Origin of the sequence: Paenibacillus sp. J5C2022 (genome assembly GCF_025567625.1) — a bacterium.
Lineage (GTDB): Bacteria > Bacillota > Bacilli > Paenibacillales > Paenibacillaceae > Pristimantibacillus.
On record NZ_JAOQJC010000032.1, the window covers coordinates 36,433 to 50,564 of the forward strand.

10 protein-coding genes are annotated in these 14,132 nt (G+C 50.0%); 9 read left to right on the top strand and 1 reads right to left on the bottom strand.

Annotated elements, in window-relative coordinates:
- Nucleotides 1-220: 220 nt before the first annotated feature.
- The 5 genes from M6D81_RS22190 to M6D81_RS22210 all read left to right on the top strand — a co-directional run bounded on the left by M6D81_RS22190 (nt 221) and on the right by M6D81_RS22210 (nt 6,707).
- Complete coding sequence (locus tag M6D81_RS22190; RefSeq protein WP_262679252.1) at nt 221-2,014, top strand: sensor histidine kinase; 1,794 nt, start codon at nt 221-223, stop codon at nt 2,012-2,014.
- A complete protein-coding gene (locus tag M6D81_RS22195; RefSeq protein WP_262679253.1) occupies nt 1,992-3,551 on the top strand; it encodes a helix-turn-helix domain-containing protein in 1,560 nt (519 codons plus the stop codon). Before M6D81_RS22190 ends, M6D81_RS22195 begins: the two co-directional genes overlap by 23 nt.
- Nucleotides 3,552-3,661: 110 nt before the next feature.
- Complete coding sequence (locus M6D81_RS22200; RefSeq protein ID WP_262679254.1) at nt 3,662-4,894, top strand: ABC transporter substrate-binding protein; 1,233 nt, start codon at nt 3,662-3,664, stop codon at nt 4,892-4,894.
- Nucleotides 4,895-4,995: 101 nt separating this feature from the next.
- Entirely contained in the window at nt 4,996-5,871 is an 876-nt protein-coding gene (locus tag M6D81_RS22205) for a carbohydrate ABC transporter permease (protein ID WP_262679255.1), read from the top strand.
- Nucleotides 5,872-5,873: 2 nt separating this feature from the next.
- On the top strand, nt 5,874-6,707 hold the full coding sequence (locus M6D81_RS22210) for a carbohydrate ABC transporter permease (protein WP_262679300.1): 834 nt from the start codon (nt 5,874-5,876) through the stop codon (nt 6,705-6,707).
- Nucleotides 6,708-7,303: 596 nt separating this feature from the next.
- On the opposite strand, the gene M6D81_RS22215 is transcribed toward M6D81_RS22210, so the two are convergent.
- A complete protein-coding gene (locus tag M6D81_RS22215) occupies nt 7,304-7,642 on the bottom strand; it encodes a L,D-transpeptidase (RefSeq protein ID WP_262679257.1) in 339 nt (112 codons plus the stop codon).
- A gap of 127 nt (nt 7,643-7,769) precedes the next feature.
- On the opposite strand from M6D81_RS22215, the gene M6D81_RS22220 reads away from it, so the two are divergent.
- The 4 genes from M6D81_RS22220 (at nt 7,770) to M6D81_RS22235 (ending at nt 14,129) form a co-directional block, all read left to right on the top strand.
- Nucleotides 7,770-10,826 (top strand): hybrid sensor histidine kinase/response regulator, encoded by a 3,057-nt coding sequence (locus tag M6D81_RS22220; RefSeq protein WP_262679258.1) that lies wholly within the window; start codon nt 7,770-7,772, stop codon nt 10,824-10,826.
- Entirely contained in the window at nt 10,823-11,962 is a 1,140-nt protein-coding gene (locus M6D81_RS22225; RefSeq protein ID WP_262679259.1) for a response regulator, read from the top strand. The genes M6D81_RS22220 and M6D81_RS22225 overlap by 4 nt, the downstream gene beginning before the upstream one ends.
- 312 nt (nt 11,963-12,274) lie before the next feature.
- The gene (locus tag M6D81_RS22230; RefSeq protein WP_262679303.1) at nt 12,275-13,204 is read left to right on the top strand and encodes an ABC transporter permease; all 930 of its coding nucleotides are present in this window, start codon (nt 12,275-12,277) and stop codon (nt 13,202-13,204) included.
- A 16-nt stretch (nt 13,205-13,220) separates the two neighbouring features.
- Nucleotides 13,221-14,129, top strand: a complete 909-nt coding sequence (locus tag M6D81_RS22235) for a carbohydrate ABC transporter permease (RefSeq protein WP_262679260.1) — start codon at nt 13,221-13,223, stop codon at nt 14,127-14,129.
- The last annotated feature ends 3 nt before the right edge of the window (nt 14,130-14,132 follow it).

Below are 14,132 nucleotides of genomic sequence, written 5' to 3' on the forward strand. Positions count from 1 at the left end.
CATGCGCAAATACTCAATCTTTATCGTACAGACGCAAATAAACATGCAAATCTCCCCTTGCTACTAAGTTATTTATAGTTTACAACAAATAACGAAGTTTGGCGATATGTGGAAGGGGAGGAACTCTTTTAAATCTTTCTGAAGGCAGACTAAATTATGCGATAAGGAGGCTCGCTGTGTTACAATGAACAATTAATACGAGCACTGGGGGATGGTCGGAGTGAGGTTCATCAAAGGCAGCTTAATATTCAAAATTATTATCAGCTTGCTGATCGCGACGACCATACCGTTCATCGTCTCGAATTATATCTCGTACCAGATGACGGGGAAAGCGATCAAAACGCAGCTTGTCGAGCTGAATCAAAATTCCATGTCCATTACAATGTCCACGCTGCATTCGTATTTTCATGAGCTGTCGCTTCTGGGGCTGTCTTATTTCAACGATCCGGCGCTTGTGCGGCTGCTCTCTTCGACCGAACCGCAGACTCCTGCGGAAAGCGTCTATATCTCGCAGCGTCTGGCGCAAATTTACGCCAACCACAACGAGATAGGCTCGGTTTCTTATAAAAGCGCTTTAACGAACAAGCAATTCAACATTAGACATCATTATAATTCTAAAGTGACGATACCGGATTTCGTCGATCGGGAGCTTTCTTACGCCCACAGCGAGCTGCAGCGCCCGTTCCAGGTTACGCATATCAATAAAGAACGGCGTCTTCGCGTCAACAAGCCGTTTATCGATATTTCTACCCGCGAGGTGATTGGGTTAACGACCTTCGAAGTGAAGCCGTCCCGTATTGCCGAAGCCGTCGATTCATTAGCGACCAGCGAGCATGGTCCGATCTACGTATTTCTCGGCAGCGAGATGGAATTGCTCCACTCGACACTGAGCGGCAGCGATGGGCGAGCGGTGGCCTGGCAGTCGGAGCTGAAGCGAATTCTGCTGCAGTCGCCTGCAGCAGATAAGGGAGAGCTTAAGGCGCCGGAGGGCAGCTATGTGTATGATCGGGAATGGCAGAATGGCTTGGAGCTGACGATTGTGAAGCTTATCCCGCAAGCGCTGATTAACGAAGCAAGAACATCGGCGTTGAACAAGACGGTTGCTATACAAGTCGTATCGATCGCATTTGTGTCGGTTCTTGCAGCGTTTATTGCCTATTACATGCTGCGCAGAATCAAGCATATTTTGCAGCATATTAAAATGGTGCAGATGGGTAATTTCCAGCTAAGGCGCAAGCCTGCCCCTGTTACGCCGGATGAGCTGGACTTGCTGGAAATCCGATTCCAGGAGATGGCGGCAGAGCTGGACGAGCTGTTGAATAAGCAATACAGACATCAGCTGGAATTGTCCCAAGCCCGTCTGAAAATGATGCAAGCGCAAATCAATCCGCACTTCTTCTATAATACGCTGCAATCGATCGGCACATTGGCGATCAAATCCAACGCCCGAGATGTCAGCGATCGGCTAGCCGAATTCGGCGCCTTGTTCCGATATACGATGGATATTGAAAGCGAAGATGTGCTTCTGATCCAGGAAATGGAGCATGTGGAACGATACGCGGCATTGCAGCAAGGACGGTATAAGCAAAGACTAACGTACAGGTTCCACTGTCCGGAGGAAGCCCGCCAATTCCGTGTGCCGAGAATGATGCTTCAACCGTTGGTAGAGAACAGCATTGTCCACGGCTTGGAGCGGGGCAACGGGCACATTCATATCATCGTTCAAGTTGCCGTATGGTCTGACTCGCTGTCGATCGAGGTCATCGATAACGGGAAGGGCTTTACCGAGGAGCAGATCGAGTGGATCAAGCGATCGTATGCGGAGCACCGGACAATTATCACAGATAAGCATGGCATCGGTCTGTCGAATGTGTTAAAACGATTGCGGCTATATTATGGCGCTTCATTCGGATGGTCTATCGCAAGCGAGCCTTATGCACGCACGAACGTGACGCTGCAGCTGCCGTGTCAAAGTACTGGGGGGGAAGAGCATGAAGATGCTGATCGTCGATGATGAAGAGCATGTTCGCGAAGGCATTGAGCTGTCAATCGATTGGAACAGTCATGGAATTTATCGACTATTTGTAGCGGAGAACGGATTGGAAGCGCTGGAGATCGTTAGAACGCAGCATCCCGAGTTAATTATTTGCGATATGAGCATGCATGTGATGGACGGACCGACATTTTTGGGGAAATTGCGCGAGGAAGGGTGGACCTCTAAAGTGATCGTGCTTAGCGGGTATCAGCAATTCAATTACGCACGCGCAACTTTGCTTGCAAGCGGCGTCGATTACTTGCTCAAGCCGTTCAAAATTCGCGATCTGGATGAAGCGATTCATAAAGCGTGCTCGCAAGTACGTGCAGAGAGGCAGAAGCGGCTGGATGAGCTGAGCGTGAATCAGCGCTTGCACGAAGCGGATCAAGCGGCCAAAGAGCAGCGGTTCGCAAGCTTGATCGAAGGGGAGAATGCTTCAGGCGAAGTGCTGGCCTCTTTCCTTGCATCGCTTGGCATCGATCCCGAAGGCTTCTATACCGCAACATTTTTGCCGAGGAACGGGGATGATCTCGTAAGGCAATACTATAACGGAGATGAACGGCTGTTCAATTACGCGTTGCAAAATATTACCGGAGAAATGCTCGGTCGCTATGGCAACTGGTGTTTTATCCGGTACGAATCGTTCATTATTGTGCTGATCTCAGCCGACAGCGAAGCTTGCGATGTGCAAGGCAAAATTACGCAGTTGCAAAATGCGTGGAGACATACGCTTCGCCTAGCCACCTTCGTCGGCCTCCGCAATGAGCGCATCTCCGCTGCACAACTGCAATCTGCGATGCTGGAAGAGAAGTCGATTATATTAAGCAGCAATATTCTTCATGAAGGCAAGCCCGGTGAGCGCAATGCGGCATATCTGAACGCCTTTATGGCCAAAGAGCTCATTATTCTGGAAGCTGTGCGAGCAAAAAACATACAGCAAATTAAAACGATCATCCGCGATTTCGCATCGGAGCTTATCGCCAAACAATGCGTGACGATCAGAGAATTGCAGCATTACACGGTAGAAATTAATTTATTGCTCATGCGCATCTATACGCAGTTGAAGGACGACCGCTTATACGAGACGATGCCGCTGTGGATATGCGAGCTGGAGGAATGGTCTGCGAGGCTGGAGCAAATTTTCAACGAAATGATTGCCTTAATCGATTACAGCAAAGTGGAGTTAAGCCATACCCATCATGTGCTTGCCGTGCGCAACTACATTCATGATCATCTGAAGGACGACATTACGCTCGCCGGTCTGGCGGAACGCTTTCATTTTTCTCCGCAATACTTGGCCAAGCGCTTTAAACAGGAATATAACACGACCATTATTCATTACTTGAATCAGCAAAGAATGGAGAAAGCGAGCTCATTGCTGCTTCATACCGATATGTCCGTCCAGGCTATCGCGACGGAAAGCGGTTTTGAGGAGCTCAATTATTTCAGCAAGGTATTTCGGAAGTATTTCGGCCTTTCTCCGACAAGCTATCGCAAAAGAGAGGCTCATCACTGAACCGAAGCAGATTCATAATTTGCTACTTTAGGCGCGTATATCTCCTGTAAGCGGTTCACCATACTTTTTATAATAAAGTGAACACACCGAATAGATTAGGGGGAATCGCCATGAAGAGAAGAAATCTGCTATTTATGCTCATGGTCATTGTAATCGTATTGTCAGCATGCAGCAATAACGCGAACAAACAAGCTGAAGGAGATTCGACGGGCCAGGTTAAAATCAGCTTGTTCCAAAGTAAAGTCGAAATTACGGAAGCGCTGGAAAACTTGATAGCCAAGTACAAGGAAGAAACGGGTAATGTCGTTGAAGTATGGGGATCGGCCGGCGACGCTTATATTACTCAGCTGCAAACGAAGCTTGCGGCAAACGAAGGTCCGACAATCTTCGCTGTTCAGCCGGGTGAGGAAGCGGAAAAGTTCGCATCGTATTATTACGATATGAGCAATGAGAAATACGCTTCTTATATATCGCCTAACATGGCGCTGGAGATCGACGGCAAAATCGTCGGCGTGCCTACCGGCGTCGAAGGCTTCGGACTTGTCTACAACAAGAAGCTGTATGATCCTTCCGCGGCGACGGACACAAGCTCATTCATTAAAGCGCTGGAGCAATTCAAGGCGGACGGGGTGAATGGACTAAGCTTATCGCAAGAGGCATACTTCTTAATCGGCCACATTATTAATACGCCGTTCGCCTTGCAGGCCGATCCCGCCGCATTCATCGAACAATTGAACAAAGGCGAAGTGAAGCTGAACGATGTGCCGGAATTCCAGCAGTTCGCACAAGTGATGGACGCCATTCGCGCCAATTCCGTGAACCCGATGGAAGTGACCTACGATTCGCAGATGGGCGACCTTGCAACAGGCAAAACGGCGATTATCCATCAGGGCAACTGGAGCTACGGCATGTTGGCGGATTATGACGAGATGGAGATCGGCATGGCGCCGCTTCCGATCGCGGGCAATACCAAGCTTGCGGTAGATATTCCCGCAGGATGGGTCATTAACAATAAAGCGACAGAAGAGCAGATCGCGGCGGCGAATGCATTCCTGGACTGGTTATATACGAGCGAGACAGGCAAAAATACGATCGTGAACGATTTCGGGTTTATACCCGCAGTGACAACGATTGAGCCGACTGGTCTCGATCCGCTTTCCCAGGAAGTATTTGAGGCGGCGAAATCCGGAAATACAATACCTTGGGCGCTTACCCGTTTTCCTCAAGGCATTATCGTGAACGATCTTGCACCGCTGGCTTCCGAGTTTTTCCTTGACTCTTCGATGACTCCTGAGCAATTTTTGCAGAAGATAGAAGAGGTGTGGGTGAAAGCGGCGAAGTAGCGCCGCATAGAGAAGCCTTATCGAAAGCCTAACTCTTTCTTTGAGGGATGTTGGGCTTTCTTTCTATCTTGTGCAAGAAGCGATGCGAAAGGATGGTAGTTATGACGGATAAACAGAACAAGCTATGGTATTTTATTTTCACAATGCCGTTATTTTTCATTTTTCTCGTCGTTGTGGTTATCCCGTTTTTGATTGGCATTTATTATTCGTTCATTAACTGGGATGGCATCGCCAGCAATCCCAAGGTTTTTATCCGCTTTGACAATTATGCCACGCTGTTTCAAGATGAACGTTTTTTGGATTCGGCGTGGGTTACGATTAAGTTTACCGTTCTCGCGTTAATTAGCGTCAATTTGTTTGGCTTAATCTTTGCGCTAGTCGTCACAGCGGGATTCAAGACAAGCCATATCGCCCGTACATTGTTATTTATGCCCAACCTGATTGGCGGATTAATTTTGGGGTATATTTGGCGGTTCATTTTTACGGACGGCTTTAAGCAGATCGGTTCGATTGCCGGCAGCGATGCCTTCTTCTTCAACTGGCTGATTCATCCTGAGTATGCGCTAATCGCGTTAGTAATTGTATTTACCTGGCAGATGGCGGGATATACGATGGTCATTTATATTGCCGGTATTCAGGGCATTTCCGATGAAGTGATGGAGGCCGCGAAGGTGGACGGCGCCAACTTGTGGCATCGTATAACGAGAATTGTGTTTCCGCTGCTGATGCCTTCGTTTACAATCTGTCTGTTCTTGACCTTATCCGGCGCGTTCAAAATATACGACGTCAATCTCTCCTTGACGAATGGCGGCCCGATGCATGCTACCGAGCTGTTCGCCATGAATATATTCAATGAAATTTTCGGTTACGGCAACTATGGACTTGGCCAGGCAAAAGCCATTGTATTCTTCGTTATCGTGGCACTGGTAACCGTTACCCAAGTTGTCATTACGAAGCGGAAAGAGGTGCAAATGTGAAGATGAACGCGAGAAACCACCTCGTATCCGCATTAATTGCTATCGTGGCGCTGCTCTTTTTGTCGCCGATCTATATTATGCTGGTCAACTCGTTCAAGACAAGAGCCGAGCTGTATGAGAATGTGCTGGTATTTCCCTCCAGCTTCAGCTTCGAATATTATGCGGCTGCAATGAAAAAAATGAACTTCCTGACCGTATTTGGAAATTCCCTATATGTTACGATTGCAACGGTTGTTTTCGTCATCGTGCTTGCGTCAATGACGTCCTGGATGCTCGTTCGCCGCGACAATACGCTAAGCAAAATCATTTTTTTCTCGTTCGTTGCCACGATGCTTATTCCGTTCCAAACGTTAATGATGCCGCTTATGCAGGTGATGGACTGGATTCGCACTTATTTGCATTTGCCCGTGCTGAACACGCATGAAGGCTTGATCTTTATGAATATCGGCTTCCATGCGGGAATGGCCGTCTTTCTTTACCATGGCTTCATAAAGTCGATTCCGAATGCGCTGGAGGAAGCGGCGATATTGGACGGCTGCAGCACATTCGGTGTATTTTGGCGCATCGTATTTCCGCTATTGAAGAGCATTACCGTAACGGTCGCGATATTGGATGTCATAGCATCCTGGAACGACTACCTGTTGCCTTCGCTTGTGCTTTCCGATAAAGGCTTGCGCACGATTCAGTTGTCTACCTTTTACTTCTTCGGCGAATTTACGATTGTATGGAACCAAGCGATGGCCGGCTTGACGTTGACGATTATTCCGGTCGTCATCTTCTATGCTTTCGCGCAGAAATTTATCATTAAAGGGATTGCGGCCGGAGCTGTGAAATGATTGTCCGCTTCCTATCCGAACAAGTCGGGCAAGGAACGCTGGGCGCTTATTTCTACTTATTAGGACGGTAAGCAAGCCGACCCGCCTTACAGTTGGGCAAGCGCCGCGTTTGTTGTTGGCCGTTCCCGAAGCTAGACTATTCATGCGATAAAGCAATAACACAAGAAGATCGCCTAACCGACCTGTCAGATCAGGGAGTTGGCGGTCTTCTTCATGCTTGAATAGCTTCTTACTTCTTTACTTTTATACTTCCTCACTTCCTAACTTCCTCACGATAGCAGTTTTTATTAATCAGATTGAGTTTGCCATGCAGCTAACTGGATTTTTTGTCATTAGATTTATTGAAGTGCTCCTGAATGTTACAAAGAAATGGATTTCATGCTACTGTTTCGTCCAATTATTGCAATCGTGATCGATTTAGTCTGAATTAGCTGTACATATTCCATTAGAAGTGTGTGAAAAAAACAGATATGGCCTTATTAATGACATAAAATCCAGTTAGTATAGTCTAAGTGTATAGAGTGTGGAGTCTTCTACGTGTTGGTTGACCTGAACGCTCTGAACGCTTGTTCTCCAACGCTTTACGCGGTTTACGTCTAACCCCGTATCGTCACCCTTGTACCGACGGGAACGAGCTGCGCCAGCTCCAGTACATCGCGATTGTACATTCTGATGCAGCCATGAGAGACCTCGTGGCCGATCGATGATGGATCGTTCGTTCCATGAATGCCGTAGGACGGCTTCGACAACCCCATCCAGAATGCGCCGAACGGCCCGCCCGGATTCCGCTGCTTATTCATAATGGCATATTCGCCGGTCGGCGTCGGTGTCAGCATCTTCCCGACGCCGACCGGGAAGCTGCGGACGACAATATCGCCATCCAGCAGATGGAGCTGACGATCCGACAGATCGACGATGATTCGATAATGTGCCATCGCTATCCACCTCACCTTCATTATTATGCTATGTAGCCGGCGAACAATGGATATATGGACGTTCATCTATTGTTAAGAACGATGTCTTATAATGAGAGAGAACATGAATAGTGGAGGAGAAGGTTGAATGACCTGGATGAAAGACCGGCTGTGGCTGTTCCTTCTATTAATGTTAGTAAGCGTCGTTGCTGTCGTGTGGGCAATGAAGGAGCCGACAGACAAGCTATGGAGCATAGAACAAGGTACGCTGGACCTGCAAGGCTGGGACCCCGAAGCGCATGGCGTTATACAGTTGGACGGAGAGTGGACATTTTATCCCGGGATGCTGGTATCTCCGGACGACATGCTGCAGTATGCAGGCCCGAAGACATTCATCGCGGTTCCCGGCAATTGGAGGGGCATCGAGTTCGCTCTTGGTCAAGCCCCTATGAAAGGGCATGGATACGGCACTTACCGGCTCCAGATTCGCAACGCGCCTGAGGGGGTGCCGCTGGGGCTGGACAAGAGCTACGTCCGCTTCGCAGACAAGCTCTATGTGAACGGGATCGCCGCTGGGGAGTCCGGGCGTGTGGGAGAGTCGAAGGAGAACTACATTCCTCGCAATATCCCATATGTCGGCTATTTTCAATCCGACGATGGAATTATTGACATCTTGCTGCAGACATCGAATTTCGATTACAAGGATGGCGGCATATCCCGCTCCATCACGTTCGGATTGGCGAAGGATATTGAGATACGGAGAACATTGAAGTCCAGCATAGACGTGTCGGGCACATTCCTGTTTCTGCTCTTTTCCATCCTGCTGCTGCTCGCTTATATCTGGAACAGACGCAGCTCTATTCTGTTGCAGCTGGCTGTTTATTTTCTGCTGTTCGCCATGCAGTTTCTACTGAACGGCGAGAGACTGTTCATGCATTGGTTCTCAGGCGTGCCGTTCGAGCTTGCGTTCAAGCTGAAAGGACTGGCCGTATTCACCGCACTGTCGCTCAGCTTGTTCCTGATCTGGAAGCTTCTGAAGAGGCAACGCTTCAGCGGATGGATATTGGGATACTCTCTCTTGCTTGCCGCCTATTGTCTGTTCGTCTTGCTGCTGCCTTACAGTATGTACTCCTACAGGCAGGATCTTATGTACGTACTGGCTACTGCTGCTTATATACACGCATTGGCATTCGCTGTCGCCGCTTATATCCGGCGAAGCTACGGTTCGATCAATCAACGGCAATTCCAGCTCTTTATCGCGGCTATATGGACACTTCTCATGACGAACGCGATTGTCATTGCCAACAACCTCCATTATATTCCGATGGAGACAGTCGTCATCACTGTGTTGTTCCTGGGCATTATTATCGTGTCTCTCTTCTTGTACCAATATGTTCTGGCTTACTCGGCATTGACGCGGATGACCGCGCAGCTGCAGATGGCGGACCGCATGAAGGACGAGTTCCTGCTGATGACCTCCCATGAGCTGAATACGCCGCTGCATCATATTATGAGTCTGTCCCGATCGCTTATTCCCGGGCCGATGAAGCGAGCGAGCGCTCAAGAGATGGAGGATAAGCTCCAATTCATTCACGATACCGCTTATCGCCTCTCCAGTATGGTCAAGGATATTATCGATACGGATCGGCTGCGTGAAGGAACGCTTCAGCTCACACTTCAGCGGGTCGATCTGATCGGATGTCTGACGGTGCTGTTGGAAGTGTCGGGGCATATGGCGAGGGAATGGCGGGTGGAATGCATCCATGCCATTGATCCCGCAGCCAGATTCGTGCTGGCGGATGAAGCGCGCCTGATGCAGGTGCTGTACCACAGCATGCTCTATAGTCTTGGGCACGCCGGAGGCGGGAAGCTGTATATAAGAGGCATGGTGCTGCAGGACCATACCGTCGTTGAATTGACCGCCGTCGATGGAGCGGAGAAGCCGATCGTGGCGGAGTCACGGCTGGAGGGCTCCTTCACTACAGGACTCTCAATTGCCCGAGAATTAATTGGTCATATGGGAGGGAGCTGGCGGCAAGATCATGCCAGTGGGACGATCGTCATTACAATGCTTCGCGCGGATGGTCCGACAGCGTATGCCGAGAGCGCTGCATCGGTTGCCGCTTCACTGGATTGGGAGCGGGAGAAGAGCAAGACGGAAGCGGCCCGAGGCAAGCTGAATCGGTATGACAGAGAGCGAGAGGTGCTGGTAGCCTCAAGCGATATGATTATAATCGAGCATCTTAACCGCATGCTGGAAGGGGACGGCTACCGCGTCGCAGCGGCGGTCTCCGCAGAGGAAGCGTATGAGCGGATGACGACAGTAGACCGGCCTGACATCGTACTGATTGATGTAGGACTGTCGGATGGTCAAGGTTATGGGTTATGCCGGCGCATAAGGGAGAGATTCTCTCAAGCGGATCTTCCCGTGCTGTTGATCAGCGCTCGCATGACGCCTCTCGACATCGAGACGGGACTTGAAGCAGGCGGCAGCGACTTCGTGATGAAGCCGCTGGACGCCGGGGAGATTCGGATGCGCATCAACACGCTGCTCTCGATGAAGCAGCTTGTGAAGGATGCGGCGAGGAATGAGATGGCGTTCCTGCGTTCGCAGATCAAGCCGCACTTTCTGTATAATGCGCTCGGAACGATCATGTCCCTCTGTTATACGAACGGAGAGCGGGCAGGCGAGCTATTAGGCGTATTCAGCCGCTACTTGCGCATTATTTTTCATATGGACATTACGGAAGAAACCGTTATGCTAAGTAAAGAGATGGAGCTTATTCGCGCTTATATCGATATCGAGAGGGAACGCTTCGGGGATCGGGTTAGAGTGCTGTTCGATGTGGACGAAAGCTTGTACGGAGCATATATTATGCCACTTACGATCGAGCCGTTAGTCGAGAATGCCATTCGCCACGGTCTATCGCGGAAGATGGGCGGAGGCACGGTCCGGCTTGCGGTAAGCAGGCTGGGACAGTACATGCAAGTTGTAGTAGAGGATGACGGCATCGGCATGTCGGAAGAGCAAGTGAAGTGTATATTGAACCAGGACAAAGGTGTGGACGGCATCGGATTCCGCAACATTATTCGCCGTGTCTCCCACTTCACAGATCAGCATCCCGTCATCGAGAGCGCACCGGGCCATGGGACGAAGGTCGTCTTGATGTTGCCGATCCTAAGCAGAAAGGATGCTAGCAGATGATTAGAGCTTTTTTGGTCGATGACGAAATGCACGCCCTGCAATTATTGGAATATTTCTTGAAAACAATCGGCGATGTCGATATTGTCGGTCAAGCGGGCAATGGTCCGGAGGCGTTGACCATGCTGCAAGCCTGTAAGCCTGATGTGCTGTTCCTGGATATCGAGATGCCCGGAATGAACGGTATTGAACTGGCGGAAGTGATCAGGAACGAATATCCTGGCTTGCCGATTATATTTGTCACGGCATACGACCAGTATGCGGTAGCGGCATTCGAGCAGGAAGCGATCGATTATTTGCTCAAGCCGCTGGAGTTGCCCAGATTGCAGAAGACGATGGCGAGAGTGCGCCGGGAGCTGGCGAGGAATGCCGAATCTTCCATTGATGAAGCGGTGCCGCAGAGCAACCGAAAGCTGACAATTCGCCTGTTGGGCGCTTTCTACGCGGGGGCGGAGGGAGTCGGGGAGATTAAGTGGCGCACGGCAAAAGAAAGGGAGCTATTGGCCTTCCTTGCCGCGCACAGCTCTATGCGGGTTCATCGCGATACGATTATCGAGCAGCTGTGGCCTGAGGAACACTATCAGAAGGCCAAAATTTATTTGCATACGTGCATCAGTCTGCTTCGCAAGCACTTCAAGCAGCTGGGGTTCGAGCAGATATTGAATTACGAACAGGAACGTTATTCGCTGGACCCCGACAAATTGGATAACGATGTCATCGTATTCCGCCGGCTCATACAGCAGCTAACTACGGATTCGAGCGGTTCCTTCTCCTATGCGGAGGCAAAAACGGCGCTAAGCGCTTATCGGGGAAGGCTGCTGCAGGAAGAGGATTACGCATGGGCGCATGCGGAAGCGGAATGGCTGGACAAGTCGGCATGCCAATTGCGGATGCTGCTGTCTGAGCAATATATGAAGCAATCCGCATACGACAAGGTCATTAAGCTGGCCCAGGAGACCATTGCCTATTCCCCTTACGACGAGGAGGCATATCGCTTGCTCATGAATGCACACCATGCGATGGGGAACAATGTTCAAGTGATGCAGGTATATCGGGAATTGGCGGACAAATTGGACGAGATGCAAATCAGACCTTCGCAGGTGACAAGCGAGTTATATAGCCGGATATGTAGAATTTGATATCGGAATAACAGGGCCGGACAGTCCAATAAGCTGTCCGGCCTTGTTCATTGTGTCAGAATTGCGCGGTACGGGCATTCCTTTGCGGTCTCCTCAAAAATGACATATTGTCATTAGTGTAGCTATTGATGTTCCAACGGCATTCGGAAAGCGCTTACTATTAGGTGCGCACGATGAGGCGGGCTGGAAAAAACCACATATTTACGAGTATCGGGATGTGGGCTATCGTGGATATGTAAGCGATTGCAGCTTAGACGATACAGAGAAAGGAGAGAGGCTATGCTGGAGGCAAAGAGCAGTATGGGGAAGAGTATGCTTCAGGAGCCGAGACGAAGCAGGAGCAAGGGCTGGAGAAGAATTTTGCACAATTGGGAACTGTATGTATTTATCGCCCCTGCGTTCTTCTACTTTCTTATTTTTGCGTACGGTCCGATGTACGGCATTCAGATCGCGTTCAAAAACTTTATACCGACGAAAGGCTTTCTGGATAGCCCGTGGGTAGGCTTCGATCATTTTGAGCGCTTCTTCAATTCTTATTATTTTTGGGATCTGCTGTGGAATACGCTGAGCATTAGCTTGTATGAGCTGGCCATCGGCTTTCCTATCCCCATTATCTTGGCTCTGGCGTTCAATGAGCTGCGGAACGGGGTGTTCAAGAAGACGGCACAGACGGTGACGTATGCTCCGCATTTCATATCGGTTGTGGTCATGGCGGGCATGATTATTACATTTCTGTCCCCATCGACGGGCATTATCACTCATTTTATTGAATGGCTTGGCTTCGATTCTCCCGATTTTCTGACGGACCCCAGATGGTTCAAGACGATGTATGTCTTCTCGGGCGTATGGCAGAGCGCGGGATGGGGAACAATCATTTATTTGGCGGCGCTGTCAGCCGTTGATCCCGGCCAGCACGAAGCAGCCATTATTGACGGCGCATCGCGGTTTCAACGGGTCATTCACATTAACATTCCGACCATCGTTCCGACGATGACAATTCTGCTCATCCTGAATATGGGCAGTCTCCTGGGAGTTGGCTTCGAGAAAATATTGCTGCTCCAAAACTCGCTCAATATGGAATCCTCGGATGTCATCTCGACGTTCGTGTACCGCTCGGGACTTGAGGACGCCCAATACAGCTTCTCGACTGCGGTAGGCTTGTTCAACTCTGTCATCAACGCCATTATTCTCATCGTCGTCAATCAAGTTGTACGACGGACGAATGAGAACAGTCTATGGTAGAAGGGGCGTGTAGCGATTGATTTCGGCTGTGAAGGAGTCCGGCAGGGACAAAGTGTTTCTTGTATGCAACTATATCTATGTATTTCTTGCTTTCGCCATCGTGGCTTATCCCGTTCTGTACATGATGAGCGCCTCCATAAGCGATCCCAAGCTGGTGGCTTCCGGGGACATGTGGCTACTGCCGAAAGGCATTACGTTCGACGGTTATATTCGGGTGTTCGAGAACAACAACGTATGGATGGGCTACCGCAACACCATTATCTATACGGTGGTAGGTACGGCAATCAATCTGTTCGTCACGCTACCGGCCGCCTATGCGCTTAGCCGCAAGGATTTCGCCGGCCGCCACTTCTTCATGGGCATGTTCCTTGTGACCATGTTCTTCGGCGGAGGACTTGTGCCGACTTATCTGCTTATCAAGTCGCTCGGCATGATCGATACGATCTGGGCGATCGTCATTCCATCCGCCGCATCCATCTGGAATATTATCGTCGCCCGCACGTTCTTCCAGGCGTCGATTCCGACGGAGCTGCAGGAGGCTGCCCAGATTGACGGCAGCAGCAATCTGTTATTATTCATAAAGATCGTACTGCCGTTGTCCATGCCGATCATTGCCGTTATGGCGCTGTTCTACGGCGTCGGGCATTGGAACAGCTACTTCCCGGCGATGATCTATCTGAACGACGTGGCCAAGTATCCGCTGCAGCTTGTGCTTCGGCAAATTCTGGTGCTCCAGGAGATGTCGGCTCAAGGCGGCGGCGCAATCGATATGTCGTCAGCTTCCGCACTGAACAGCAAGGCGGAGGTGGCCGCACTGGTCAGATACGCAGTCATTATCGTCGCGACGGCGCCGATCATCGCGGTGTATCCGTTCCTGCAGCGCTACTTCGTACAAGGTGTCATGATCGGTTCCGTCAAGGGCTGATCT

Excerpts from the sequence above, each read along its gene's own strand:
- M6D81_RS22205 (WP_262679255.1), top strand. The coding sequence starts at position 4,996 with ATGACGGATAAACAGAACAAGCTATGGTATTTTATTTTCACAATGCCG.
- M6D81_RS22195 (WP_262679253.1), top strand. The coding sequence starts at position 1,992 with ATGAAGATGCTGATCGTCGATGATGAAGAGCATGTTCGCGAAGGCATT.
- M6D81_RS22200 (WP_262679254.1), top strand. The coding sequence starts at position 3,662 with ATGAAGAGAAGAAATCTGCTATTTATGCTCATGGTCATTGTAATCGTA.
- M6D81_RS22215 (WP_262679257.1), bottom strand. The coding sequence starts at position 7,642 with ATGGCACATTATCGAATCATCGTCGATCTGTCGGATCGTCAGCTCCAT.
- M6D81_RS22210 (WP_262679300.1), top strand. The coding sequence starts at position 5,874 with ATGAACGCGAGAAACCACCTCGTATCCGCATTAATTGCTATCGTGGCG.
- M6D81_RS22230 (WP_262679303.1), top strand. The coding sequence starts at position 12,275 with ATGCTTCAGGAGCCGAGACGAAGCAGGAGCAAGGGCTGGAGAAGAATT.
- M6D81_RS22225 (WP_262679259.1), top strand. The coding sequence starts at position 10,823 with ATGATTAGAGCTTTTTTGGTCGATGACGAAATGCACGCCCTGCAATTA.
- M6D81_RS22220 (WP_262679258.1), top strand. The coding sequence starts at position 7,770 with ATGACCTGGATGAAAGACCGGCTGTGGCTGTTCCTTCTATTAATGTTA.